The following is a 25886-nucleotide window of genomic DNA, read 5'->3' as shown; positions in this document are numbered from 1 at the left end:
TTTCATGAGTCGATCCCGGCGACGAACTCCGCCAAGGCCCGCGCCGCACGGGTGGTGCCGGCCTGCAGCGGGCCGATGGCCTCCAGGAAGGCCGGCAGAGCGGAGGCCGGCAGCAGCGCGGCGGTGAGGACGAGCCGGCCGTCGTCCTTGAGCTGCGCCGGCGTATCCGCCGCGCGATAGTGCTGCAGCAGGGCCTGCCACGCCGCCCCCTGCAGCAGGGCCCGGGCGGCGCCGGCGGAGAGCGGGGCGGGCGCATGGGCCGCGAGCCGGGTCAGGACGAAGGCCGATGGATAGGCCTGTCCCTGCCCGAGCCTGCGCTCGGTCAGCGCCGAAAGGCTGGTTGCGTCGGCCTCCTCCACGGCGGTCGCGTGCAGGGCCCAGAAGACGACGTCGTCCTCCGGCAGGGCAGCGAGCAGCGCCCCGATGTCGAGACCGGCCTGGGCGCAGAGGGCGGGGAGGGAGAGCCCCTCGAACAGGCGCAGCACGGCGCCGTGCTGCTCCGCGGGCTTGACGCCGCCGGGCGCGACGAAGGTCACCCGACCCTCGCCACCGACGCCGAGGAGGCGCAGGATGCTGCGGCCGGCGCCCGCCTCCCGCCGGAAGCAGGCGGCCGCATCGGCGAGGCGGGCGGCATGGCCCGACGTGCCGGCGACCCGCGCCGCCAGCCTCGCCGCCACGGTCTTGACGCTGTCGGCCCGGTCGCCCGCCAGGGTCTGCAGGAAGGGCAGGTCGTCGGGACCGAGGCCGACGGCGAGCGCCGCCAGGAGCTCGGCACGCATGGCGGCCGTCTCCGACGGGAACACGCCTTCGAGCAGCGCCCGGCCGGCCGCCGGATCGTGCCGGCGCAGGCGGCCGAGGAACAGGCGGCGATGGGCCTTGGGAAAGCCGGTCCAGTTTTCCGCGTCGATCTCCCCGGCCAGGCCGGCGCGGCCCTCCTCCGGGGTGTCGGCCAGGGCGATGAAGGCCCGCTCGGCGAGACCGTGGCTCTCGGGGGCGGCCTGGACGAACGGCAGGAGCCGGGGCAGGTCGAAGGGATGCGGCCGGAAGCCGGCGCGGGCGAGACGGCGCAGTGCCGCCGGGACGACGGCGGGAGCCAGCGCCTTGTCGGTGACGCCGACGAGGCGGGAGAGGGTCCGCCGCGCCGAGGCAGGGAGCAGCGGGCGCGGATCGGCATGCAGGCGCCGCGCCGCTTCGGGCATCTCGGGGCTCGGCACGGCGGCTCGCTCGAAGCGCAGGCGCTGGCCGGCGAGCGCCAGCAGGGCCAGCGCGGGATCGGCCTCGGGCGCGGCGGCGAGGAGCGGCGCAAGAGCCTGCGGCGGCGCGAGCGGGCGACGCGCCGTGCCCAGCAGCATGGCCTGTCTGAGGCCGTCGAGGTCGCCGCGGCTCAGCTCCGTCATCATGCCTCCTCGTGCCAGGGGCCGAGCGGCGTGTCGGCGGCCAGAAGCGTGGCGAAGCGCCCGTCCCAGACCAGCACCGCAGCCAGCGGCCCCAGCCCGAGCAGCGGCAGCAGCGCTGCGGTCTGCGCGGCGGCGAGCGGCAGCACCGTGCCCGCCCCGTCGGTCACGGCCAGGCGATCCGGCGCGAGGCGCGCGAGCGCGACGCCCGATGCCGTGAGCGGCCAGGCCTCGATCCAGGGCTGGCTCGCCAGGGCCGCCTCATAGGCCGCGAGGCCCGGTCCCAGGCCTTCGGGCAGGCCCGGCCACGCCGCCGCGGCGTCACCGGGCAGGCGGGCGGCGAGCTGGGCGCGCAGCGGCGTCGCCGAGGGATAGTAGACGAGCTCGCCGGCGATCACTTCCCCGGCGGCGAAGGGCGGGGCGCTGGCGCCGGCCGACACCGGGACATGGTCGACGAGCAGGGCCACGGACGGCCTGCCCTCGGCGGGAGCGGCATCGAGCAGCCAGGTTTCCAGACGTCGGAGATTGTCCGGCTGCACCTCGCCGCGGGTGGCGGCGACGATCCAGCGGGACGTAGCCCGCGGAGCGTCCGGGTCCGCCAGCAGGTCGTCGCGCCGGACGGTCCAGCCGACGGCGCGGCGCACGTCCTCGCGCAGCGCAGGGGACAGCCGGTCCTGCCGCCGGTAGGCGGCGCAGACCAGCACGAGGGCGGCGAGGCGCTCGAGCACGAAGTCGCCGCGCATCGCCTCCGGCACCCGGAACATCTCGGCCGCCAGCGCATCGAGCCGGGCGGCGAGCCCCTGCGCCTTGTTGTCGACGAGGCGGGTGGAGAGCGTGCGCAGCCCCTGCGAGGCCCGCTGGGCGAAGCCGGCAAGGCCGAGCCCGAGCTGGTCGGCGATCCAGCGATCGAGGTCGTCCAGCGCGGTCAGGACCGCGGCCTCCCGCTCCTCGCGCAGACGCCGGCGCTGCGCCTCGGCCCGGGCTGCGGCTTTCGGGTCGACCGTCCGGTCCTCGCCGTCCGCCGCGCCGGCCAGCGCATCGTCGAGCGAAGCGGGCGGCGCGCCATCCTCGACTGGGCCGGGCCGCGCCCCGGCCGCCTTCGGACGCCGGCGCGCCTGCCAATCCGCCACCCATTCCGGCGGCGACGCCTCGGCGAAGGCCGCCGGCTTGTCGCACGCCGTCCACAGCAAGGCCAGCACGTGCTTGCAGGGGAACTTGCGGCTGGGACAGGTGCATTTGTAGCCGATGTCGGCGGGCGAGGCGACGATGCGGTAGGGCGTCGAGCCCGATCCCAGGCATTCGCCCCAGAGCAGCGAGCCCTCGCCGTCGCGGGATAGAAGCGGCCAGTTCGCCGGCTTCATCAGCTTGAGCGCGGCGGACAGGGATGCCTGGTCAGGCGCAAGCCGTTCGATCCGGTCCCTGCTCAACATGCCGGTGATGATGCCCTGCGCGCCTGGTCGCCATGGTTAGCCTCCCCGTCCGGGAACGGCAACCCGGGAAGACGGCGAGAGCGGCCGCCTATCTCGGCCGGACCCAGGCGGCGGCCAGGCGCGGCGAGCTCGCGACATAGGCGAGCGAGCCCAGCGCGGTGATCCAGAAGCTGGTCGGCCAGTCCGTGGCATAGGCGAGGCTGAGGCTGATCCAGGCGATCGCCACTCCGACGGCGGCCGAGAGGGCGACACCGCTCCAGGCGTGCCGCGTCAGGCGCATGGCGGTGGCGGCGGGACCGACCATCAGCGCGAAGACCAGGAGCACGCCGACGATCTGGATCGCCTGCGCCGTGGTGATCGCGACGATGACCATGAACAGCGCCGAGACCAGGTCGAGCCTGAGGCCCCTCGCCTCGGCCAGCTCCGGCTGGATGCTGGCGAACAGGAGCGGCCGGGCGATGGCGGCAAGCGCTGCCAGGCTCGCCGCGCCGAAGGCGGCGAGGACCAGCACCGTGCTGCGGCTGATGCCGAGCACGTTGCCGAACAGCAGGTTCGTCGCCTGGGTGGCGGAGCTGGTGTAGAAATGCAGGAACAGGAGGCCGAGGCCGAGCGACAGCGTCAGCACCAGGCCGATGGCGATGTCGCGATGGGCGCGGGCGCCGAGCAGGCCGATGCAGATGCCGGCGGCGATGGTGAAGGCGGTGAGGCCGACGAGAGGCGAGAGGCCGAGCAGCGCCGCGCCGGTGGCGCCGGGAAAGCCGACATGCGACAGGGCGTGGCCGGCGAAGGCCTCGCCCCGCAGCACCAGGAAATAGCCGACGGCGCCGCTGACCAGGCCGACGACGGTGCAGGCCATGAAGGCGTTGCGCATGAACTCGTAGTCAAACATCGTGGTCATGCGCGTGGCTTTCGAGCTCGCCGTCCTCGGCCATGACGAAGATGCGGCCGTTGACGCGGGCGACGTGGATGGGCGTGCGGTAGAGATCCGACAGGACGTGGCGATTGACCACCGCATCGACCGTGCCGACCGCCGCCCGGCCGTTGCCGAGATAGAGCACCATGTCGAGGGCGCGCAGCAGCGGGTTGATCTCGTGGGCGCAGAACAGCACGGCGATGCCGAGCTCGGCGGCGATGTCGCGCGTCAGCTCGACGATGGCGCGCTGGTGGCTGGGATCGAGGCTGACCAGCGGCTCGTCGAGCAGCAGCAGCTTCGGCTCGCCGATCAGGGCCTGGGCGATCAGCAGGCGCTGGCGCTCGCCGCCGGAGAGCTCGCCGACCGGACGCTTGGCCAGGCCCGCGGCGCCGACCCGCTCCAGCGCCGCCCAGACCGCCGCCTTCTCGGCCCGCGAGGGGAAAGGCCAGCCCCAGCGGGTGCCGCCGAAGGCGCCGAGCACCAGCTCGAAGCCGCTCAGCCCGAGCTGGGCGACGCCGCGGCGCGACTGCGGCATGTAGCCGATGGCCGGGTTGCCCCGCCGCGGCGCCTCGCCCAGCACGCCGATGCGCCCGCCTGTCGGCGGCACCAGGCCGAGGACGGCGCGCATCAGCGTGCTCTTGCCGGCCCCGTTCGGGCCGAGCACGCCGACGAACTTGCCTTGCGGAATCGAAAAGGAGACGTCGGAGAGGATCCGACGTCTCCCATAGGTGATGCTGACCCGGTCGAAATCGACGGCGTTCACTGCGACTTGGGGCTCAGCGCCTGCTGGACCTCTTCGAGCTGACTCTTGAACCATGTCTGCAGCGTCTTGCCTTTCGGTTCGGTCTCGGTGACGCCGACCACCGCGACCTTGTTGTCCTTGGCCAGGGCCAGAAGCCGCTTGGTCGTCTCGTCCGTCACCTGGCTGTTGTAGAACAGGATCTTGGCGCTGCCGTCCTTCAGGCTCTGCTCGAAGGCCGCGACCTGGGACGGGCTCGGCTCCGTGTCGTTCATCGTTGCGACCTGGAACTCGTAGTTCAGCATCTTGAAGCCGAGCGCCTCGGCCATGTAGCCGAACACCGGCTCGGTCGCGGTCACCGCCGTGTCGGCATGCTGCTGCCTGACGGCCGCGATCTGCTTGGCGATCGGGGCGAGCGACGCCTCGAACTTGGCGAGATTGGCCTTGTACTCGGCGGCATGGGCCGGGTCCTTCTGCTCGAGCGCCGCGGCGAGCGCCTTGGCCACCGCCGGGAACGTCTCCGGCTTGTACCACAGATGCGGATTGTCGCCGCTCTTGGCCCCGACGAGGTCGGCGGCCACGATGCCGACCCGGTCGGGCTTGGACGAAGCGGCGAGGAGCTTGTCCATCCACGGATCGTAGTCGACGCCGTTGTAGATCACGATCGCCGCCCCGTCGATCGCCTTGGCGGTCGAGGTGCTGGACTCGAACAGATGCGGGTCCTGGTCCGGATTCGAGAGGATGCTGGTGACGGCGACGTGCTTGCCGCCGATCTGCTCGGCGAGCTCGCCGTAGAAATTCTCGGCGGCGACGACCGCCGTCCTGTCGGCGGCCCGGGCGCCCGTGGCCAGGCCCGGCAGGGCCGCGGTGAGGGCGAGGGCGAGAAGAAGCGTTCGCATGCTGGTCTCCGTCATGCGCGAGGGCAGGAGGGGCGGCGCGAAGGGGCGCCGTGGGAATGTTATGTTATAACAGATCGACCTGTTAGACCGGCATTCCCCGCCTGTCAAGCCGGCCGCGGACAGCGGCTCCATCGTCCAGACCGGGGATCTCGCCGGCGGCAGGACGCCCCTGCTCATTCGCTCGCATCACCGCCAGGAGGTCGCGCATGTGGGCGATGGCGGCGACGGCGGCGTCCTCGATCCCCTGCTGCGGCGCCCGGAACTCGAATCCGGCGAGGAGGCCGTCGGGAAGCCCGATGGTGCCGCGGCAATAATGGGCGCTGCCCACCGGCCAGATGCCGGCGTCGCAGACGAAGACGGCGGGCTCGGCGGCAGGGTCCGACCCGCGCCCGGGCCGCTCGACCCGGATGTTGCCGGCCCGGTCGAACCGGCCGCCGGCGGCGGCGACGCCGGACCGGACGTCGGCGAAGCGCGGCGCCCCGTCCAGCGCCGCCCCGTTGCCGGCCGCGACGATCATCGCCCGGGCGAGCTGCCGCGGCGTCCCGGGCGGTCGGCTTTCACCCGTGCACAGGAAGGCGTCGAGCCCGGCAGGCGCGCCGCAATGCCGGCCTCGCCAGGCCAGCACCGAGGGCCAGTCCTGATCGAGCCGGTCGAAGTCGAGCTCGATCCGCATGGCCTGGATCGGCGCCGGGGCCGGCGCCGTGCAGAGCGCCGCGACCGTGTCCGCGTCGGCGAGGTCGAGGGAACGGGCGGGCGCCTCGACACGCACCATCGGCGTGACCGGAACGCGCAGCACCGCGGCTCCCAGCGCAACCGCAACGGGAGGACAGGACGGGCCGCCGGCGGACGATTCGCCCGCCTCGCGCCGGACCAGGAGCAGCCCGACGATCAAGGCGGCGAGGACGCCGACGGCGATGGTCCCGCGAGGGAACCGGCCCTGCATCCGAGGCATTGCCGACCTCGCCCTCGTGACGGCCGGCCGAGGGTAGTCCCGGCCACCCCGCGCGGCAATCCGACGCTGCCATGTTTTCCGTCGTCGCGGCGGCGGATCGTGCCATCATCACCCGCGGGGAGCGCTTGCAAAGGCGGGATCGCAATGCCGCACGGGGCCAGCCCGCATGCCGTGAAGCCGGTCACGGCCGCCACCTGGCTCGGCTTCGCCATGATGGCGATCGGCATGTTCATGGCGATCCTCGACGTGCAGGTGGTCGCGACCTCGCTGCCGACCATCCAGGGCGCCCTCGCCATCGCGCCGGACCGGATGAGCTGGGTGCAGACGGCCTATCTCGTCGCCGAGGTCATCGCCATTCCGCTGACCGGCTTCCTCACCCGGCTGATGGGCATGCGCGGCCTGTTCGTGGTGGCGATCGCGCTCTTCACCGTGGCCTCGGCCGGCTGCGCCGCCAGCACCGGCTTTGCCGGGCTGATCGCCTGGCGGGTTCTGCAGGGCTTTGCCGGCGGCACGCTGATCCCGGCCGTGTTCTCGGCGGTGTTCCTGTTGTTCCCGGCGCACCGGCAGGGCCTCGCCACCACGCTCGCCAGCGGCCTGGCGGTGCTGGCGCCGATCGTCGGCCCGGTCGTCGGCGGCTGGATCACGCAGACCTATTCCTGGCATTGGCTGTTCCTGATCAACCTCGCGCCCGGCCTGCTCTGCGCGCTCCTCGCGGGGTTGCTGCTGCCGGGAGGCGGGATGCGCCCGGGCGAAGCCCGGCGCCTCGACGCGCTCTCGCTGACGCTGGCGGCGATCGCCCTGGCGGCGCTGGAGATCGCCCTCAAGGAGGCGCCGGGGCGCGGCTGGACCGACGGCCTCGTCGTCGGGCTGCTGGCGCTGAGCCTGGCGGGCATGGTCGCCTTCGTCGAGCGGACGCTGCGGGCGCAGCATCCGGTGGTCGAGCTGCGCAGCTTCGCCGACCGCGGCTTCGCCGTCGGCTGCATCCTGAGCTTCGTGCTCGGCGTCGGCCTGTTCGGATCGGTCTATCTCATGCCGGTGTTCCTCGCCTTCGTCCGCGGCCACGACGCGCTGGAGATCGGCGAGATCCTGCTGGTGACCGGCGTCGCGCAGTTCCTGACCGCGCCCGTGGCCGTGGTGCTCGAGCAGCGCGTCGAGGCGCGGCTGCTGACGGCGGCCGGCTTCGCCCTGTTCGCCGTCGGGCTCGGCCTCAGCGCCGTCCAGACGCCTGAGACCGACTATGACGGCATGTTCTGGCCGCAGGTCCTGCGCGGCCTCGCGCTGATGTTCTGCCTGTTGCCGCCGACGCGGCTGGCGCTCGGGCACCTCGACACGGAGCGCGTGCCCGATGCCAGCGGCCTGTTCAACCTGATGCGCAACCTCGGCGGCGCCATCGGCCTTGCGCTGATCGACACGGTGATCTACGGCCGCGCGCCGGTGCATGCGGCGGCGATCCTCGACCGCCTGGCCGCCGGCGACACGGTCACCGCCACCTTCGTCGGCGTGCCGCTCGATCTCTTCGCCCTGCGCCCGGCCGGACCGTTCGACGAACAGACCCGGGCCATGCTGCAGCCGCTGGTGGAGAAGGCGGCGACGACGATGGCCGTCAACGACGCCTGGGCGATGATCGCTCTCCTCACCCTGGTGGCGCTGGCCTGCGTGCCCTTCGCCGGGAGGGCGGCAGCCCACGGCTGAGCGGCCCCTGCCGCCCATGCCGCGGCGCGTGCTTCAGGCCGCGGCCGCACGCCCCCGAGCCCGACGCGCCGGGTCGATCTTCGGGAAGGTGATCTCGGCGAAAACCCGGTCCGGCTGCACTGGCGGCGCCTCGCGGCGGAAGACGGCGCGGATCTCCTCGGCAAGGGCCCGGGCCTCGGGCGAGCGCGCATGCGGGCTCTCGATCATGCCGATCCGGATCGTCGGCAACTGCGGCAGACCCTCGAAGTCTTCGAACACCTTCAGCCCGGGACGCATGGCGCTCAGCGGCATCACCGTCACCGCAAGCCCCGCCTGGACGACCGGTGCGATCGCCGAGGAATTGGTCGAGCCCAACAATGCGCGCCAGGGAATCCCGGCCTCGTCGAGGGCCGAGGTCGCGGCGCGGCGCCAGCTGCAGGTCGGGTTCGACAGCGCCATCGGCAGCGGCCGCACCTCGTGCGCCCGGGAATTGGCGCCGATGACCCAGCGCAGCGGCTCCTCGCGCAGGAGCTCCATCTCCCTCTCGCCATCATAGATCGCCACGTCGAGGTCGCCGCCGGCGATCTGCTCGACCAGGGTTGCGCAGTGCTCGCAGACGACCGAAAGCTCGACCAGGGGATGGCGCCTGGAAAAGCGGGTGACCAGGTCGGGCAGAAGGGTGTCGGCATAGTCGTCGGGAATGCCGAGCCGCACGCGCCCGGCCAGGGCCCGGCGCGAGATGCTGGCGAAGGCCGCCGCCTCGACCTGCAGCATCTGGCGGGCATAGTCGACCAGGCGCTCGCCGCTCTCCGTCAGGCGCACGCCCCGGCCGCGCTTGGCGAAGAGCGGGCTGCCGAGCTGGTCCTCCAGGCGCCGGATCTGCATGGAGACGGCGGATTGGGTCTTGTTCACCCGCTCGGCGGCGCGGGTGAAGCTGCCGGTGTCGACGATGGCGACGAAGCTGCGCAACTGGTCGGTGTCGAGCATCTCACCAATCTCCCTTTCGTATTGGTGAGATTACAATCATTCGTTAGACCGATCAATGGGGATCGCCTATCCTTCCCGCATCATCGAGGCGCCGGACGGTTCCACTCCCGGCGCTCCGTTCCGGAGATGCCCCATGACCGCGACATTGTCCCATGGCGCCGGGCAGTCCGCCAGGACGCTCACGCCGTTCCTCCACAGGGCCTGGGCAGGAATCGCCGATCTGGCGCTCTACCTGCCCCGGCTGCGGCGCAATCGCGCCCAGCTGACGCGGCTCCATGCCATGAACGACCACGAGCTGCAGGACATCGGGCTGACCCGGCTCGACGTGGTCTCGGCCGGCGCCTTGCCGCCGTCCCATGACCCGACCGAGCTGCTCGCTTCGATCGTCCGGGAGCGCGGCTCCCGGCGCTGCGGCCGCTGACGCCGACGGCGGTCTCGCCTTCGCCGCGCGCCTGGTCTAGAGGCTGTCCAGCCTCCGGGAAGGCAGGGAGTGGAGACGGGAGCGGCACCATGACCGTGCGGCGGATCATCGCCAATATCGACACGCGCGACATCGCCGCGGCCCGGCGCTTCTACGGCGACGTGCTGGGCCTCGACCTGCTGATGGACCACGGCTGGATCGCCACCTACGGCTCGGACGAGACCATGGCGGTGCAGATCAGCGTCGCCGAGCAGGGCGGCTCCGGCACGCCGACGCCCGACCTCTCCATCGAGGTCGACGACGTCGACGTCGCGCTCGCCCGCATGCGCGAGGCCGGCTTCGCCATCGAGTACGGACCGGCGGACGAGCCCTGGGGCGTGCGCCGCTTCTACGTGCGCGACCCCTTCGGCAAGCTGGTCAACATCCTGTCCCACGCCTGAGCGCGCCTATCGGCAAATCCTCACGAGGGCCGGTCAGCCGGCTCGGGCAGCGCTTCGAGGTAGTCCGCCACCTCGGGGGAGAAGCGGTAGCGCCGCAGTTCGGCGAGCGGCACGCCGTGCTCGACGAGCGCACGGGCGCAGCCGGGATAGTCGCGCGGCGCCGGCTCGCCGACACCGTCGGCCTGCGAGGCAAAGGACAGGGTGCCGAGCACGGTGTCGCCATAGCCGTGCAGGGTGCGCCAGTCGGCGCCGGCGGCCAGCAGCAGGCGCGCCATCGCCGCATCGCCCTGGAACACCGCCAGGTTCAACGCCGTGGCGTCCCACCCAGCCTTGACCTCGCGCGGCCAGCCGAGCGCCAGCATGGTGCGGACGGCGGCGTGCGCGCCGAGGCCGGCGAGTTCCGGCATGATTTGCAGCTGGCCCGGGCTCAGCCGCGCGACGATGTCCGGCAGGCGCTCCAGGATGGCGCGGGCGGCCGCGTCGTCGCCCCGCGTGCAGGCGGCGACGAACTCCTCCTCCTGCGTCAGCGGCTCTTCGATGCCGGCGGCGCGCAGCATCCCGACCACGTCGAGGCGGCCACGGGCCTGCGCCCAGCGGTAGAGGCTGATCCCCTCCCCGTCCCGGGCCCGAAGATCGGCGCCGGCCTCGACCAGCGCCTGGACATGGGCCAGCGAGCGCCCGCGCAGGATGGCGTGATGCAGCCAGGGCTGCTCGTTGGGGTCGCCGCCGTGGCGCAGCATCAGCTGCAGGTCCTCGAGCTTGTCGTAGTCGAGGACATGGGCGATGGCATTGGTGCCCGTGACGCGAGCGCCGGCGGCCAGGAGGAGCCGCGTGCAGGCGGAATCGCTGGCCTCGACGGAATGGTAGAGGGATTCGTTGTCGTCGGGATTCGCGCCGGCCTCCAGGAGCAGCTCGGTCATGCCGGCGTGATGGGTCCGCCCGGCGGCGCCGTAGAGCGCGGAGAACGGCCAATCCGGCCAGTTCGGATCGGTCCAGCGGGCATCGACGTCGGCGCCGTGGCGCAGCAGCAAGCCGGCGCAGGCGAGGAGGCGGGGCGCGAATCCTTCCTCCCGGATCAGGCCGGAATGGGTCACGGCGACCAGCGGCGGCATGCCGAGCGCGCCGCCCGGGCGGTTCACCCATGCCGCGTCGTCGGAAAGGGCGCGCCGCACGGCCGCCTCGTCGCCGACGGCACAGGCGAGCCAGGGATCGGAGGCGAAGACATCGGGTTCCTCCGCCAGCATCCGGATTGCCAGCCGGCGCTCGCGTGCATTGCCCTCATAGACCCAGGCGAGCCAGGCCTTCAGGCGTGCCGCCAGATCGGTCCGCTTCCATTCGACATAGCGCTTGAGCTCGGTCCAGGACCGGAAGCCGTGCTCGCGCGCCAGCACCGACTGCGCATCGTGCAGCCGGAGCGCTGCGAGCGGCGGCCGTGCGGGAAGCGCCGCGGCAAAGCGGCCGAGCGCCGCGGCGTCGCCGGCCGCGGCGGCGCGCAGGAGCTGCTTGGCCTGCTTCTTCAGGTGCGACAGATCAGGCGATGCGGGAAGGGTCATTGCGGTGCCTCCTTGTGCACGACGCCGACGGCCCGCAATCCGGCTGCACAGGGGCAGACTTGCTGACGTTCCTCTGCGAGCGGGTTCAACCCTTTCCGCGGGCCCGGTGGCGTCTCGCATCGCCTGCCGGCCAGAATACAGCCGCCAGGGCGCGGTTCAAGGGGCTCGTCGGGAACCGGCGCCGGCCGCGATCCGCCCCATCGCGCGGTCGAGGGCGACGAGCACGAGGCCGAGCCCGAGGAAGAAGGCGAGGATCGCGGCGCCGTTGGCCAGGGCCGTGGGATAGCCGAGCCGGGCGGCGTCGGCGAAGGGATAGGGATAGCGGCCCGTCAGCGCACCGCGCACCAGGGTATGGACGATGTAGAGCAGGGGATAGATCAGCCAGGCCAGCGGATCGGCCCAGCGCAGGGCGCCCTTGCGCGCGAACAGGAGCCAGTACAGCGCGTACAGGACCGGCACGGCCCGGTGCACGACGCTGTCTGCGACGAGCGCGAGGCCGGTGAAGACGTGCAGGCCCGACAGCAGCAGCGCATAGATCACGCCGACGACGAGGATATAGACCGCGACCGCCGCCAGCGTGCCCGGGCGGGTGAGAAACGTCCCGCCCTGGCCGCGCCGGATCAGCGCGACCGTCACCACGCCGACCAGGAGATTGGTGAGGATGGTGAAGAAGCTGAAGGCGGTGACCAGGCCGTCCAGCAGCGAATGGCCGGCCGCCATGGTCATCCCAGTCGCCAGGAACACCTGGTAGAGCGCCGCCGGCCAGACCAGGACGGCGATGAGGATCAGGAGCGGACGTTCCAGTCGCGCGATGCTCGCCATGGCTCCTCCCGGCCGGCGCGTCACCGGCCGGGCGGCATCATAGCTGCGGCCGCCGGCCGTTGATATGCGCGGGGCCTCACCATTCGCGCAGCCACTTGAGGCCGAACGCCCCGGGGGCGAGCATGACGGTGGCCCAGACGAGCGCCGAGGCGACGTTGGCGAGCTGGAAGCGCAGGGCCGGCATGTCGCAGATGCCGGCGACCAGCGGCACCGAAGCGCGCAGCGGCCCGAAGAAGCGTCCGAAGAACACGCCGAGCGTGCCCCAACGCTCGAAGAAACGATGGCCGCGCGGGATCAGGTCGGGATAGCGCGACAGCGGCCAGTAGCGTGCGACGCCGTGCTTCAGCCGCAGGCCGATCCAGAAGGACAGCCAGTCGCCGGCCACGGCGCCGAGCACCGCCGCCGACCAGAGCGGCCAGAAGGCGATGCCGCTCTCGCCGACCAGCACGCCGAGCGCCAGCAGGATCACGGTCGCCGGCAGCAGCAGCGACAGGAAGGCCAGCGATTCCCCGAAGGCGAGCGCGAACACGATGGGAAGGCCCCAGGCCTCGTGGGTCCGCACGAAGGCCAGCGTCGCCTGGGTGATGCCGTCGAAATCCATCTGTCCCTCTCTTGGTCGGGAAGGTTCATAGGAGACGGCGCCGCAGCTGTGAACCCCGGCGCGGCCCTCGCCTCCGCTCCTCGGGCCTTGCGAGCCCGGCCGCTCCGTGGCATGGCTCGGTCATGACCGACGCTGCACGCCTCCCCCGATCCATCTGGCGGCGCTCCCCTTAAGGAGCGGCACGTCGTCATGTCTCGACCGTCGCCGCCGTGGTTCGGCAGGCGCGGTCTCATGGTCCGACATTCCTTCCGGCGCGGCGGCTCCACCCCTGGAGATCGTCCATGTCCGCCGACACCCGCCCGGTCGTCCTGACCGGCGACCGCACCACCGGCCCGCTGCATCTCGGCCACTATGCCGGGTCGCTGCGCAACCGCCTCGCCCTGCAGCACAGCCACCGGCAGTTCCTGCTGCTGGCCGACACGCAGGCCCTGACCGACAATGCGCGCGATCCCGGCAAGGTCGGCCGCAACGTGCTGGAGGTTGCCCTCGACTACCTCGCCGTCGGCATCGACCCGGCGCAGAGCACGATCTGCGTGCAATCCGCCCTGCCCGCCCTGGCGGAGCTGACCTTGCTCTACCTCAACTTCGTCACCGTCGCCCGGCTCGAGCGCAACCCGACCATCCGCCAGGAGATCCAGGCGCGCGGCTTCGGGCGCGACATCCCCGCCGGCTTCCTGTGCTATCCCGTCTCCCAGGCGGCCGACATCACCGGCTTCCGGGCGACCGTGGTGCCGGTCGGCGAGGACCAGGCGCCGCTGATCGAGCAGACCAACGAGCTCGTCCGCCGCCTCAACCAGCAGGCCGGACGCGATATCCTGCCGGAAGCCCGAGCGCTGATCCCCGCCGTCGGCCGCCTGCCCGGCGTCGACGGCCGGGCCAAGATGAGCAAGTCGCAGGGCAATGCCGTCCCGCTCTCGGCCTCGCCCGACGAGATCCGCGACGCGGTGCGGCGGATGTACACCGATCCCGGCCATGTCCGGGCGGCCGATCCGGGTGAGGTGGACGGCAATGTCGTCTTCACCTATCTCGACGCCTTCGATGAGGACGCCGCCACGGTCGCCGAGCTCAAGGCGCGCTATCGCCGGGGCGGCCTCGGCGACATGGCGGTGAAACGGCGGCTGGAAGAGGTGCTGCAGGCCCTGCTCGCTCCGATCCGCGAGCGGCGCCGGCACCTTGCCGGCGATCCCGGCCATGTCATGGACGTGCTGCGCCGGGGCACGCGCCTCGCCCGCGAGCGGACGCAGGCCACGCTCGAGGTTGTGCGCGAGGCGCTGGGCCTCGCCGTCCTGGCCTGACGCCGCGTCCGGCGTTGCGGTGGACGGAGCGGCGCCCCATAGTCGCGGCTCCGGCGGAGGCGACGGCGATGACACCCGAGGAGTTCCGGCGCTACGGCCACTGGCTGGTGGAATGGCTCGCCGACTACCGGGCCGGCATGGAAGGCCTCCCGGTGATGTCGGGCCTGCGGCCCGGCGCGGTCCGCGACCGGCTGCCCGCCGCCCCACCCGAGGCGTCGGAGCCCTTCTCCGACATCCTCCGCGACCTCGATGCGGTGGTGCTGCCCGGCCTTTCCCACTGGCAGCATCCGAGATTCTACGGCTACTTCCCGGGCAACGGCGAGCTGTCCGGCGTGCTCGCCGATTTCCTCAGCACCGGGCTCGGTGTCGTCGGCCTGTCCTGGCAGGCCTCGCCGGCGCTGACCGAGATCGAGGACGTCACGGTCGACTGGATGCGCCAGGCGATCGGGCTCTCCCCGGCCTGGACCGGCGTCATCCAGGACACCGCCTCCACCAGCACGCTGGTGGCGCTGATCTCGGCCCGCGAGCGGGCGACGGACTATGCCCTGGCGCATGGCGGCCTGCAGGGCGAGGAGCGGCCGCTCGCCGTCTATGTCAGCGCCCACAGCCACAGCTCCGTCGACAAGGGCGCGCTGATGGCCGGCATCGGCCGCGACACGCTGCGCCTGGTGCCGTTCGACGCCGGCTACGCCATGCGGCCGGAGGCGCTCGCCGAGATGATCGCGGCCGACCTCGCAGCCGGCCTGCATCCCTGCGCCATCGTCGCCACCACGGGCACCACCGCGACCACGGCCATCGATCCGATCGAGCCGATCGCCGAGGTGGCACGCCGCTTCGGCGTCTGGCTGCATGTCGACGCCGCCATGGCCGGCAGCGCCATGATCCTGCCGGAGTGCCGCTGGATGTGGCGCGGCATCGAGGGGGCCGATTCCATCGTGCTCAACCCGCACAAATGGCTCGGCGTGCCCTTCGACTGCTCGCTCTACTATGTGCGCGACCCGCAGCACCTGATGCGGGTGATGTCGACCAATCCGAGCTTCCTGCAGACGGCGGTCGACGGCCAGGTGCGGACGCTGCGCGACTGGGGCATCCCGCTCGGCCGGCGTTTCCGCGCCCTGAAGCTGTGGTTCGTGCTGCGCGAGCAGGGGCTGGAAGGGCTGAGGGCGCGCCTGCGCCGCGACCTCGACAATGCCGCCTGGCTCGCGGATGCGGTGCGCGGGATGCCGGACTGGGCCGTGGTGGCGCCGGCGCCGCTGCAGACCGTGTGCATCCGCCACCGGCCGCAAGCCCTGGACGGCGAGGCGCTCGACCGCCACACCCTCGGCTGGGTCGAGCGGCTCAACCGGTCGGGCGCGGCCTATCTCACGCCGGCCGTGCTGGACGGGCGCTGGATGGCGCGTGTCTCGATCGGAGCCCTGGCGACCGAACGGCGCCATGTCGAGGCGCTGTGGCGTGACATCCGGGCCGCGGCGGAGGGATCCGCGCCGCCGGCGTGAGGAGCGCGGCCCCGCGAGCGCGGTCTCCGTCACAACAGGCTCATCCAAAAGGGCTTTTCGGTCGATTGTCTCCACTCCTCCGATCGCCGTTAACAGGCTGCTCAGGAAGATCGGCTAAGACGTCCGCGATCGGATCGCTCCACGGGCGCGATCGACCCAGCCCGCACGGCGCCGGCTGGGCAATGCGGGAGGTGCCATGCCCGGGTTCTGGCAAGGGCTGCTCGCCAATCTGGCGATCGTCGTGGCGGTGGTGAGCGCCTGGACCAACACCCGCAGCCTCCTGCCCTTCTCCGCGCCGCTCGGCCGGCCGCTCGGCTTCGGCATCGTGATGGGCCTGGGCGCGATCCTGACCATGCTGCTGCCGGTGGCCCTGCCGGGCGGGCTGAGCTTCGACCTGCGCGCGGCGCTGATCGTCAATGCCGGCCTGTTCGGCGGGCCCTTCACGGGCCTGGTCGCCGGCGCCGTCTGCCTCGCCTATCGCCTGTCGATCGGCGGCATCTATGTCTGGGGCGGCAGCCTGCACATCGCCCTGGCCATGGCGCTCGGCATCGCCGCGCACGCCCTGGTGGCGGGCCGCCCCGTGCGCCGGACCGACATCCTGCTGCTCGCCCTGGCCACGGCCGTCATCGGCAAGGTGAGCCTGCTTGCCGTCCCGGACTGGACCTGGATCGGACTGATGCCGCAGACGTCGCTGCCGACCACGATGGTCGTGCTCATGGCGACGCTGCTGGTCGGCCTGGCCCTGCATCACGACGAGCGCCAGCGCGCCCTGCTCCAGGCCAATGCGGTCTACCGCGCCGTGACCGAGACGCTGCCCGACTGCCTCAACGCCAAGGGGCTGGACGGGCGCTTCATCGTCGCCAACCAGGCCACGGCGACGTTGATGCGGGCCGCTTCGGCCGGGGCTCTGATCGGCCGCAGCGATTTCGACTTCTTCCCGCCGGATGCCGCCTCCCGCTTCAAGGCCGACGAGGATGACGTGATCGCCCGCGGCGAGGCGCATACCATCGAGCAGCACGTCTCCTTCGAGGACGGCAGCACGATCTGGCTCTCCACCCTCAAGGCGCCGATCCGCGACGATCGAGGCCGGCTGATCGGCCTCATCACCCACAACCGCGACATCACCGCCAAGCGACGCCTCGAGGAGGACCTGAGAACCACGCGCAAGCGCCTCGAGGACGCGCTGGAGCACATGGCGGACGGGCTGGTGCTGTTCGACGCCGAGGGCATGATTCAACTCTGCAACCCGCAGTACCAGCGCCTCTTCCCGCTCACCGCCGACCTGCGCCACCCCGGCGGGCGCCTCGCCGACATCCTGCGCGCGACGGTGGAGCGCGGCGAGCAGGCCGCTCCGGCCACGTCCGACCTGGGCGGCTGGGTGGAGCAGCGCTGCCGGGCGATCCTCGGCACCGGCGAGCGCCTGATCGGCCTGGCCGACGGGCGCTGGGTGGAGGCCCGGTCGCGCCACATGAGCGACGGCGGGACGCTGATCCTGTTCTCCGACATCACCGAGCGCAAGCAGTCGGAGGAGGCGTTGGCCCTGGCCAACCAGAAGCTCGCCCGGCTGGCGGCCACGGACGGCCTCACCGGCCTCACCAACCGGCGCGCCTTCGACGAGGCGCTGCAGAAGGCCTTCGCCCGCGGCGGCCGGGATGCTGCGCCGCTCAGCATCCTGCTGGCCGATGTCGACCGCTTCAAGGCCTACAACGACACCTATGGACACCAGGCCGGCGACGAGTGCCTGCGCACCATCGCCCGGACCCTCCAGGCGACCCTGCGACGGCCGGCCGATCTCGGCGCCCGCTATGGCGGCGAGGAGTTGGCGGCCATCCTGCCGGACACGCCGCTCGGCGGCGCGCTGCACGTCGCCGAAAGCTTGCGGCGGGCGGTGAAGAGCCTCAACCTGCCGCACAGCGGCGGCGCCGGCGGCGTGGTGACCATCAGCGTGGGCGTGGCGACCCATACGGCCGGGCAGGACATCCGCACCGCCGACGAGCTCCTCGGCCGGGCCGACGAGGCGCTCTATGCCGCCAAGCGCGGCGGACGCGACCAGGTGCGCGGCGATGCCAGTGCCCTGCGCGCCGGCAGCCGCGGCGCCCTGAAGGCGATCTCCTGAACCATCCGCTCAGCCGGCAATCCGCACCACCGTGCAGTCGAGCCCCCGCATCGCGGCGGCGTGGCGCATCGCCGCCGGCAGGTCCTCCAGCGCGAAGCCGGTGATGCGCACCGCCTCGAGCCCGAGCAGGCCGGCGCGCAGCAGCGCCACCGCCTTGCCATAGGCGTCGCGGCCATACATGAAATTGCCGATCACCTCCCAATTGTTGAGCATCACCTCGCCATAGCTCAGCGGCAGCGGCGCCGTCATGCTGCCCATCAGCACCAGCCGGCCGCCGCGCCGGAGCGCGCGCAGCGCCGCCAGCGTGGCGTTGGCGTCGGCGGCCTGGCCGACCTGGTCGAAGGCGAGGTGCGCACCCCGGCCGCCTGCCGCCTCGCGCAGGGCACGGGTGTCGGCCTCGACGTCGCCGGTCAGCGCCACCGGCATGACGCGCGGCCCGGCGACGCGGGCGAGATCCTCGAGCGGACCGGGCGAGCGCCCAGCCGCGACCACGCGCTCGGCGCCGAGAGCCAGGCCGAGCAGCACGGCGGCCGAGCCGAAATAACCCGAGGCGCCGTTCACCACCAGCACCTCGCCCGGAGCCAGCCGGCCGCGCAGCAGGCCGCCGAGAGGCACCACGAACTTGCCGAGGGCGGCCAGGCGCTCGGACGGCAGGTGGTCGAGGCCATCGAGCGGCGCCAGCACCGAGACCGGCATCAGCACGCGCTCGGCCAGCGTGCCGTGGCGCCAGTCGGCGAGCATCGGGCCGGAATCAGGGCTGATGCCGGTCAGCCCGACCAGGATCTGGGCCGGCTCGTCGGTGAGCTCGTCGGCGACGAGATGGGGGCTGACCGCGACGCGCCGGCCGGGGGTGAGATGATGCACGTCGGCGCCGATCGCCTCGACGATGCCGATGCCGTTGGTGCCAGGGGTGAACGGACCCGGCGGATACCAGTAGGGCAATCCGCCCGCGACATAGGCGCCGAGATAGCTCAGGAGCGGCACCGCTTCCATGCGCAGGCGCACCGTGCCGGGCCGCGGTTCCGGCACCGCCACCGGCTCGAAGGCCAGGCTTCCGCCCGGCCCGCTCAGGCGCCAGGCCCGGCTTGCGATCGTGCTCATGCTCGCTCCATCATTTATGGACCACAGGTTCCCTATATATTCGAGACTTTTGGTTCCGTAAATAGCTGCTATGGTCCCGGCCATGACTGGGGATTCTTCCGCGGCCCGCCTGCCGGGCCGCCCGCGCGACGAGGATGTCGGCCCGGCCCTGCTGGCCGCCGCCCGCCGGCTGGTGGTGGAGCACGGCTATGAGGCCGTCACCACGCGCATGATCGCCGAGGCGGCCGGCGCGGGAAAGCAGACACTCTACCGCCGCTGGCCCAGCAAGGCCGAGCTGGTGCTCGATGCCTTCCTGGCCCACGCCGTCGCCGACGTGGACGAGGCCAGCCGCGACGAGGGGCCGATCGGCCCGGCGCTGGCCGGCTTCATCGCCCGCACCTTCGCGGCGCTGGCGATCTCGGGCGCCGGCGTCCGCGGCCTGATGGCGAGCGCGCAGCACGATGCGGCGTTCCGCGGCCTGTTCCGCACGCGCTTCGTCGAGCCGCGGCGTGAGGCGCTGCGCCGCCTGCTGCGCGCCGGCATCGCTCGCGGCGATCTGCCGGCCGGAGCCGATGTCGAGGCCGCGGTCCTGCTGGTGTTCGGCGCCGTCTGGTATCGGCTGCTGCTGGACGAGGACATCGGCGCGCCGCAAGCGGAGAGGCTGGCGGCCGTCGCCCTCGACGGGCTGCGCGCGCGCTCATGACGCCGCGAGATCAGAACTTGTATTTCACCGTGGCGCGAACGACGTCGAACTTGGCGTCGGCGCGGCCGGTCATGGTGAAGGCGCTGCCGCCGGCGTCGGGCATGGCGAAGCGCGACCTGCCGAGGTCGACATGCAGATATTCGGCGCCGATGATCCAGTTGTCGTCGAGGGCGTATTCGATGCCGGCGCCCGCGGTCCAGCCGACCTTGGTGTCCGAGCTCGCGCCCGACCAGTCGAAGGTGGTGACGCCGCCTTGCGTCTCGGTCTGGCGCGCGGAGGCGCGCACGTCGCCATAGGCGAGGCCTCCCGTGCCGTAGATCAGCAGGCTGTCCCAGGCGAAGCCGGCGCGGGCGCGCACCGTGCCGAACCAGTCGGACCGCAGGCCGTAGCGCTGGCTCTCGTTGCCGACGAACGGGGCGGTCAGCGCAAAGGCACGCGATGAGGACGAATCGATTCCGGCATAGTTGATGTCGGCCTCGCCGCCGAGGACGAAATTCGAGAACTGCCAGTTGTAGCCGAGCAGGCCGCCGCCGGTGAAGCCGGTGCTGCCCGAGCCGAGCGAGCCGGGATATTGCCGCTGGTAGGCGGCTGCGTCGGGGCTGGTCAGGAACGAGCCGCCGAGACGGTTGCTCACGTCGGACCCGTCGATGGCCGCGCCGGCGTTGACGCCGACATAGAAGCCCGTCCAGCTGAACGGCAGCGTGACCGGCACGGGCGCGAGCGGCTCGACGGCCTGCGGCACGTCGGCCGCCATGGCGGGTGTGGCCAGGACGGCGGCGAAAAGGGCACAGCTCAACGTGCGCATGCGATCCACCCTTCGGTCCTTGCACCATATGGGCACGGCCCGGGGATCGTGCAACGGCGCGGCCGCAGCCCGACACGGCACCGCGACCTGCCCCTCAGCCCGCCGGATCGGCGCCGGCCAGGAACTCGGCCAGGCAGTCGCCGATGACGTCGAGGCCGTAGCCCCCTTCCTGGACGACCGCTGTGGGCAGGGCCATGGCGTGGATCCGCGCCCCGATGGCCCGGAACGCGGCGGTGGACAGCGCCAGGGTGGCGAGCGGGTCCTCCCGGTGGCCGTCATAGCCGAGGGCGAGGACGAGGGCCTCGGCGCCGAAGGCCCCCACCGTCCCGGCCAGTTCGTCGAGAGCCGCGAGGAAGGCTGCGTCCTGCGTGCCGGGCGGCAGCGGGATATTGCGGTTGCAGCCGCGGCCCTCGCCGCTGCCGGTCTCGTCGGCGTAGCCGGTGTGGAAGGGATAGTAGTTCGTGGGATCGCCGTGCAGCGACAGCGTCAGCACGTCGGCGCGGCGGTAGAAGATCTCCTGCGTGCCGTCGCCGTGATGGGTGTCGACGTCGAGCACGGCGACGCGGCCGAAGCGCCGCCGCAGGCGCTCGGCGGCGATCGCGGCATTGTTGAGGTAGCAGAAGCCCGAGGCCCGGTCGGCCCGGGCATGGTGGCCGGAGGGCCGGCACAGCGCATAGGCGAGGCGCTCCCCGGTGTTGACGGCGTCGGCGGCGGCCACGGCGGTGCGGGCCGAGGCCAGCGCCGAGGTCGCGGTGTGCTCGCCGATCGGCACCGCCAGGTCGCCGAGGTAGTAGCCGGCCTGGCCGACGACCGAGGCCGCCCGGCACGGCGGCCGTCCATCCCGGTCCGGCCGTCCGCTCCAGTAGGGTGAAAGGTTGGGCAGCACCTCCGGCCCGGCGCCCGGCAGCGCCCGCCAGCGCGCATGGGCGCTGCCGAGGAAGGCGAGATAGGCCTCCTCGTGCACGGCCAGGATCGGCTCCGTCCCGCAATCCGGCGGCAGGTCCGGAGCGGCGCCATGGCGTTGGAGCGCCGCCAGCAGCAGCTCGGTGCGGACCGGCAGGTCCTTGGGGTCGCTGATCACGCCGAGGCGCATGAACTGCCGGGGATCGTGCCGGTGCTGGTCGGGATGGAAGAACGCCTTCACGGAATCGGCTCCGCCTCTGGATCGCAGCGACAATGGTAGGGCCGGTCGCAGGCCTCGGGGAAGCCCGCCCCCGGCGGGGCCTCGGTTGCACGGCTCGAGACAGCCTCGCAACCACGGCCGTGTATCGGGGGCACGACTTGTGGGAGAGCCGCCATGATGCGATCGAGAGCGTGCTCGTCCTGCATTTGGCGGACGCCGGCCAGATCGTGCTCGTGCCGGCGCCTCCGGCGCAGCCTTGAGGAGGCGGGCTCGCCACCGGACCGCCGCGCCGATGCCGGGCGCGACCGCCGCGGCCCCTCCGTGTCGCCGAAGCATCATCGCCGAAATTTGAGTCCGCGCGCCGTTCCGGCAATTTTCGCAGCCCGCCTCCTCGCCTATGATGAATCCGGCGCTGGGCATGATGCTGGATCCTTTCGGAGACATGAGCACGAGGAAGCAGATCGCCCGGAAATTCTTCGGGCCGTTCTTCAACTGGGCCGATGACCGGCAGTTGCGGGACTGGCTGCGGAAGCAGGATCCCGACGAGCTCGAACAATTCCTCGACACGCAGAACTTCACCTTCCGGCCGGACCGCGCGATCCTCGGGCGCGAAGTGCTGCAGGACTTGCGGCAGGGCGCGGCCTGGGCGTCCGTCACGCCGCCCGTCGACCGATCCCTGCTCGCGCTGGAGGCACGCGCGAGCCTCGCCCTGCTGGCGAGCGCGTTGCTGGCGCTCATGCTCGCCAACTCGCCGGCGTCCGGGATGTACTTTGCCTTCGTCGAGCATCCCGTCCTCGGCCGAAAGCTGCATTGCTGGATCAGCAACGGTCCGATGTCGCTGTTCTTCCTGCTGGTCGGCCTCGGGCTGAAGCGCGAATTGATCGAGGGGCAGCTTGCCTCCGCCTCCGCCCGCGCCCTGGCGATCATGGCCGCGCTGGGCGGCCTCGTGGTTCCGGCGCTGATCTACCTGGCGGTGAACCTCGCCGAAAACGGACCGCTCCGCGGCTGGCCCGTCCCATCGGCCACCGACATCGCCTTCGCCCTGGCGGTGCTTGCGCTGCTCGGCACGCGCGTGCCGGCGGCGCTGCGGACGTTCCTGGCAGCCGTCACCCTGCTCGATTATCTCGGCGCGGCGACGATCCTGGCCCTGTTCTACACGCCCCATCTCCATCCGGCAGCCTTGGCGGGCGCGCTGTTCGCCCTCATCCTGCTCGGCGCAGCCAACCGGCTCGGCCAGCGCAGCCTCGTCGTCTATCTCACGCTCGGCACCGTGCTCTGGGGCTTCCTGTTGCTGGCGGGCATCCACCCGAGCGTCGCCGGCCTCCTGGTGGCGATGCTCGTTCCCCTCGACGGAGCGGCCGGCGGCGCGACGTTGCACCGGCTCGAGCGCGGGCTGCGCCCGGTGGTGGCGTTCGCGATCCTGCCGGTCTTCGCCTTCACCAAGGCCGGCATCTCGTTCTCGCATGTCGACGTCGCGTCGCTGCTGAACCCCGTGGTCGTGGGCACGGCCCTCGGCCTCTTCGCAGGCAACCAGCTCGGCATCTTCGCCAGCGTCTGGCTCGCCGTCAGCACCAGCGCCGCCGACCGGCCGGCCGGCGCCACCTGGCTGCAGCTCTACGGGGTGGCGGCGCTCTGCGGGATCGGCTTCACCATGAGCCTGTTCGCCGGGTCGCTGGCGCTGGAGCCGATGCCGGAGCTGGTGGGCCAGGCACAGATCGGCGCGGTGATGGGCTCGATCGCCTCGGCGCTGCTCGGCTGGACCATCCTGCGCTTCGCGCCGCGCTCCCGCCGCTGAAAGCGTCGCCGTGCGAAAGCCGCCCCGGAGAATGCCCCGGGACGGCCAGGATTTCGGACGCCGGCGATCGCGGCATCCCCGTCGATCATTCGACGACCTGGACGATGCGGTGCGTGCCGGGATCGACCAGCACCGGCTCGTCGTTCACGACGGTGTAGCGATATCGCGTCACGCCATACTCGCGCGGCACCTCGTAATAGGTGACACCGTCCGCCGGCAGCACGGCGCCGACCTCGACGGCCTCGGTCATGCGGTAGGAGGGCCGGTGCTCGCGGACGACGTATTCGCGGAAGCGCGGCCGCTCGTCGATGCCGAGCAGGCCGTTGACGGCACCGGTCACTGCGCCGACCGCACCGCCCACCACCCCGCCGATCGGCCCGGCGGCATCGTTGCCCCGCTCGGCGCCGTTCGCCGCGCCGCCGACCACGCCCTGGGCGCCGGCGCCGACCGGTGCGAGCAACGCCAAGATGATCGCGCATTTCGGCAACATGTTCCTCATGTCGCTTCTCCTCATCTGTCTGAATTGCTCCGACATCTCATGCGCAGAGCTCTTCAGATCAACGGGAGGTCATGCGGATTGTTCCCGGAAGGCGATGCTTATGCCCAACGTGCCCCGTCCGGCTTGCCCGATCTACATCCGGTCGGGCACGGCGATGCCGAGCAGATCCAGGCCCTTGGCCAGCACGCGGCGAGCGAGAACCGACAGAGCCAGCCGCGACGCGCGAACCGCATCGCTCTCCGCCTGCAGGACCGGGCAATCCGTGTAGAAGCGGCTGAAGCTCTGCGCCAGGCCGAAGACGTAATCGGCAACCTCGTTCGGCGCGAGATTGGCGGCGGCCGAGGCGACCACCTCGGGGAAGCGGGCGCATTCGAGCACCAGGGCCCGTTCGGCCGGCGCATCCACCGCGATGGCGCCGGCGGCGTAGCCCTGAGCCTCGGCGTTGCGCAGGATCGAGCCGATGCGCACGCAGGCATATTGCACGTAAGGTCCGGTCCGGCCCAGGAACGAGACCATGCGGTCGGGGTCGAAGACGTAGCCGGAGGTGCGGTAGGTCGAGAGGTCGGCGAACTTCACCGCCGCGAGGCCGACGAGCCGGGCCAGCGTCTCGCGATCCTCGGCCGCGATCGGGTCGGAGGCCTGCTCGCCGTCGCCGCGCTCGCGCGCCTCCACCTGCTCGCGTGCCTTCTCGATGGCATCGCTCAGAAGGTCGGCGAGCTGGGCGACGCCGCCTTCCCGCGTCTTGTAGGGCTTGCCGTCCGGGCCGTTGACCGTGCCGAAGCCGGCATGGACGAGATCGACGCCGTCGGCAAAGCCGGCCCGGTGCGCGGCGCGGAACACCTGCTCGAAATGCAGGGCCTGGCGCTGGTCGACGACGTAGACGATACGCTCCGGCGCGTCGCGCCGCATCCGGTCGAGGATGGTGGCTAGGTCGGTGGTGGCATAGAGGGCGGCGCCGTCGGACTTGGCGAGCAGGAGCGGGGGCATCGGCTTGGCATCGCTGTTCCGCGCCACCTCGATCACCAGCGCGCCCTCGCTCTCCACTGCGATGCCGCGCGCGGTGAGATCGGCGATCATGCCGGGGATCAGCGGCTGGACGTCGCTCTCGCCGAGCAGCAGGTCGAAATGCGCCTCCAGCGTGTCGAAGTCCCGCCGCTGCGCGTCGAGCGAGATGGTCCGCAGCGCCCGCCACAGCAGGGTGTAGCCGCGATGGCCGGCCTGGAGCGCCGCGGTCGCCTCGCGCGCCTCGGCCATGCGCTCGGGATCGACCTTGCAGGCGGCGGCGGCCTCGGGATAGAGGCGCTGCAGGTCGTCCATGTCGAGCGGCAGCGAGCCCTCGGGCAGGCTGGGACCGGGCGGCACGTCGTCCGGCACGAAGCAGGGCAGGTCCGGCCAGCGCCGGCGGATCTCGGAGATCAGCATGCCCATCTGCAGGCCCCAGTCGCCGAGATGCACGTCGGAGAGGGCGTGGTGGCCCTGCGCCGACAGGATGCGGCGCAGGCTCTCGCCGATCACCAGCGAGCGGAGATGGCCGACATGCAGCGGCTTGGCGACGTTCGGGCCGCCGAAATCGAGCAGAATCCGCTGCGGCGTCTGGTGCACGATGCCGGCGCCCTCGGCCGCGAGCTGGGCCTCGGCGCTCTGCGCCAGCAGGCCGGCGGAAAGGCGCAGGTTGATGAAGCCGGGCCCGGCCACCTCCACGGACGCGAAAGCGTCGCTCTCCTTCAGCCTGGCCGCGACCTCGGCGGCGATCTCGCGCGGCGGCCGGCCGAGGCTCTTGGCGAGCGGCAGCGCGCCGTTACACTGCAGGTCCGCCAGCTCCGGACGGGTGCCCGGCACGGCGCGCGCCGTCTCGGTGGGCAGGCCGCAGGCGCGGAACGCCGCTTCCAGCAGGCCGTCGATGCGGCTCACCAGGGTGGGCTCTTGGCTGTCGGGCATGGTTCTCGCGGTCCTGGTCTCGTGCGTCCGCCAGCCTCGGCCGCCCGCACGGGCGGATGAAGGCATCGGAACCGGGCGGACTTATAGCGGGAACGGGACGATCGCAACCGGCGCTCAGCAGAGTTTCGGGGGGGGGGGGGGGGGGGGGGGGGGGGGGGGGGGGGGGGGGGGGCGGGGGGGGGCAGTGAAAGAGTGGAGAAGGAGGAGAGGCGGG

Annotated in this window: 23 protein-coding genes; 8 read left to right on the top strand and 15 right to left on the bottom strand. The window is 72.2% G+C overall.

What is annotated here, in order from left to right:
• Positions 1–2 precede the first annotated feature (2 nt).
• From QO011_RS30635 to QO011_RS30610, 6 genes are all read right to left on the bottom strand, one after another.
• Complete coding sequence (locus QO011_RS30635) at positions 3–1397, bottom strand: DUF5691 domain-containing protein (RefSeq protein ID WP_307280968.1); 1395 nt, start codon at positions 1395–1397, stop codon at positions 3–5.
• Positions 1397–2824, bottom strand: a complete 1428-nt coding sequence (locus tag QO011_RS30630) for an SWIM zinc finger family protein (protein ID WP_307280966.1) — start codon at positions 2822–2824, stop codon at positions 1397–1399. The genes QO011_RS30635 and QO011_RS30630 overlap by 1 nt, the downstream gene beginning before the upstream one ends.
• An 88-nt stretch (positions 2825–2912) precedes the next feature.
• Complete coding sequence (locus tag QO011_RS30625; protein ID WP_307280964.1) at positions 2913–3722, bottom strand: metal ABC transporter permease; 810 nt, start codon at positions 3720–3722, stop codon at positions 2913–2915.
• A complete protein-coding gene (locus tag QO011_RS30620) occupies positions 3706–4500 on the bottom strand; it encodes a metal ABC transporter ATP-binding protein (RefSeq protein WP_307280961.1) in 795 nt (264 codons plus the stop codon). The genes QO011_RS30625 and QO011_RS30620 overlap by 17 nt, the downstream gene beginning before the upstream one ends.
• On the bottom strand, positions 4497–5375 hold the full coding sequence (locus tag QO011_RS30615) for a metal ABC transporter solute-binding protein, Zn/Mn family (protein ID WP_307280958.1): 879 nt from the start codon (positions 5373–5375) through the stop codon (positions 4497–4499). The genes QO011_RS30620 and QO011_RS30615 overlap by 4 nt, the downstream gene beginning before the upstream one ends.
• An 82-nt stretch (positions 5376–5457) precedes the next feature.
• A complete protein-coding gene (locus QO011_RS30610) occupies positions 5458–6327 on the bottom strand; it encodes a hypothetical protein (protein ID WP_307280955.1) in 870 nt (289 codons plus the stop codon).
• A gap of 144 nt (positions 6328–6471) precedes the next feature.
• Between QO011_RS30610 and QO011_RS30605 the strand changes: the two genes are divergently transcribed.
• A complete protein-coding gene (locus QO011_RS30605; protein WP_307280953.1) occupies positions 6472–8019 on the top strand; it encodes a DHA2 family efflux MFS transporter permease subunit in 1548 nt (515 codons plus the stop codon).
• A gap of 33 nt (positions 8020–8052) precedes the next feature.
• On the opposite strand, the gene QO011_RS30600 is transcribed toward QO011_RS30605, so the two are convergent.
• Positions 8053–8985, bottom strand: coding sequence for a LysR substrate-binding domain-containing protein (locus tag QO011_RS30600; RefSeq protein ID WP_307280951.1), 933 nt, complete (start codon positions 8983–8985; stop codon positions 8053–8055).
• Between the two features lie 133 nt (positions 8986–9118).
• Here QO011_RS30600 and QO011_RS30595 point away from each other — a divergent pair, with 133 nt between their 5' ends.
• Entirely contained in the window at positions 9119–9406 is a 288-nt protein-coding gene (locus tag QO011_RS30595; RefSeq protein WP_307280947.1) for a DUF1127 domain-containing protein, read from the top strand.
• Between the two features lie 89 nt (positions 9407–9495).
• Positions 9496–9846 (top strand): VOC family protein, encoded by a 351-nt coding sequence (locus QO011_RS30590; RefSeq protein WP_307280944.1) that lies wholly within the window; start codon positions 9496–9498, stop codon positions 9844–9846.
• Positions 9847–9866: 20 nt separating this feature from the next.
• Here the strand turns inward: QO011_RS30590 and QO011_RS30585 are convergent, their stop codons facing one another.
• The 3 genes from QO011_RS30585 to QO011_RS30575 form a co-directional block, all read right to left on the bottom strand.
• Positions 9867–11399, bottom strand: coding sequence for an ankyrin repeat domain-containing protein (locus QO011_RS30585; RefSeq protein ID WP_307280940.1), 1533 nt, complete (start codon positions 11397–11399; stop codon positions 9867–9869).
• A gap of 156 nt (positions 11400–11555) precedes the next feature.
• Entirely contained in the window at positions 11556–12221 is a 666-nt protein-coding gene (locus QO011_RS30580; protein ID WP_307280937.1) for a Pr6Pr family membrane protein, read from the bottom strand.
• Between the two features lie 76 nt (positions 12222–12297).
• Entirely contained in the window at positions 12298–12822 is a 525-nt protein-coding gene (locus tag QO011_RS30575; protein WP_307280934.1) for a DedA family protein, read from the bottom strand.
• Positions 12823–13103: 281 nt separating this feature from the next.
• On the opposite strand from QO011_RS30575, the gene trpS reads away from it, so the two are divergent.
• The 3 genes from trpS to QO011_RS30560 all read left to right on the top strand — a co-directional run bounded on the left by trpS (position 13104) and on the right by QO011_RS30560 (position 17729).
• The gene (gene trpS / locus QO011_RS30570; RefSeq protein ID WP_307280931.1) at positions 13104–14117 is read left to right on the top strand and encodes a tryptophan--tRNA ligase; all 1014 of its coding nucleotides are present in this window, start codon (positions 13104–13106) and stop codon (positions 14115–14117) included.
• 68 nt (positions 14118–14185) lie between these two features.
• Positions 14186–15613, top strand: a complete 1428-nt coding sequence (locus QO011_RS30565; protein WP_307280927.1) for a pyridoxal phosphate-dependent decarboxylase family protein — start codon at positions 14186–14188, stop codon at positions 15611–15613.
• Between the two features lie 196 nt (positions 15614–15809).
• Positions 15810–17729, top strand: a complete 1920-nt coding sequence (locus QO011_RS30560) for a diguanylate cyclase (protein ID WP_307280925.1) — start codon at positions 15810–15812, stop codon at positions 17727–17729.
• 9 nt (positions 17730–17738) lie between these two features.
• Here the strand turns inward: QO011_RS30560 and QO011_RS30555 are convergent, their stop codons facing one another.
• Positions 17739–18830 carry a quinone oxidoreductase family protein gene (locus QO011_RS30555; protein WP_307280923.1) on the bottom strand — a complete coding sequence of 364 codons (1092 nt, stop codon included), beginning with the start codon at positions 18828–18830 and terminating at the stop codon, positions 17739–17741.
• Positions 18831–18912: 82 nt separating this feature from the next.
• Here QO011_RS30555 and QO011_RS30550 point away from each other — a divergent pair, with 82 nt between their 5' ends.
• Positions 18913–19512 (top strand): TetR/AcrR family transcriptional regulator, encoded by a 600-nt coding sequence (locus tag QO011_RS30550; RefSeq protein ID WP_307280921.1) that lies wholly within the window; start codon positions 18913–18915, stop codon positions 19510–19512.
• A 10-nt stretch (positions 19513–19522) separates the two neighbouring features.
• On the opposite strand, the gene QO011_RS30545 is transcribed toward QO011_RS30550, so the two are convergent.
• Positions 19523–20317, bottom strand: coding sequence for an outer membrane protein (locus QO011_RS30545; protein ID WP_307280918.1), 795 nt, complete (start codon positions 20315–20317; stop codon positions 19523–19525).
• Positions 20318–20411: 94 nt separating this feature from the next.
• A complete protein-coding gene (locus QO011_RS30540) occupies positions 20412–21461 on the bottom strand; it encodes a histone deacetylase family protein (RefSeq protein ID WP_307280916.1) in 1050 nt (349 codons plus the stop codon).
• A gap of 421 nt (positions 21462–21882) precedes the next feature.
• Here QO011_RS30540 and nhaA point away from each other — a divergent pair, with 421 nt between their 5' ends.
• Positions 21883–23235, top strand: a complete 1353-nt coding sequence (gene nhaA / locus QO011_RS30535; RefSeq protein WP_307280914.1) for a Na+/H+ antiporter NhaA — start codon at positions 21883–21885, stop codon at positions 23233–23235.
• An 85-nt stretch (positions 23236–23320) separates the two neighbouring features.
• Here the strand turns inward: nhaA and QO011_RS30530 are convergent, their stop codons facing one another.
• Positions 23321–23734 carry a DUF1236 domain-containing protein gene (locus tag QO011_RS30530; RefSeq protein ID WP_307280912.1) on the bottom strand — a complete coding sequence of 138 codons (414 nt, stop codon included), beginning with the start codon at positions 23732–23734 and terminating at the stop codon, positions 23321–23323.
• A gap of 132 nt (positions 23735–23866) precedes the next feature.
• Complete coding sequence (gene argS, locus QO011_RS30525) at positions 23867–25672, bottom strand: arginine--tRNA ligase (RefSeq protein WP_307280910.1); 1806 nt, start codon at positions 25670–25672, stop codon at positions 23867–23869.
• Positions 25673–25886: the final 214 nt, after the last annotated feature.

The sequence above is a fragment of the Labrys wisconsinensis genome (assembly GCF_030814995.1).
GTDB lineage: Bacteria > Pseudomonadota > Alphaproteobacteria > Rhizobiales > Labraceae > Labrys > Labrys wisconsinensis.
Note: the sequence above shows the minus strand (reverse complement) of the source record. Positions and strands in the feature narration are given on the sequence as shown.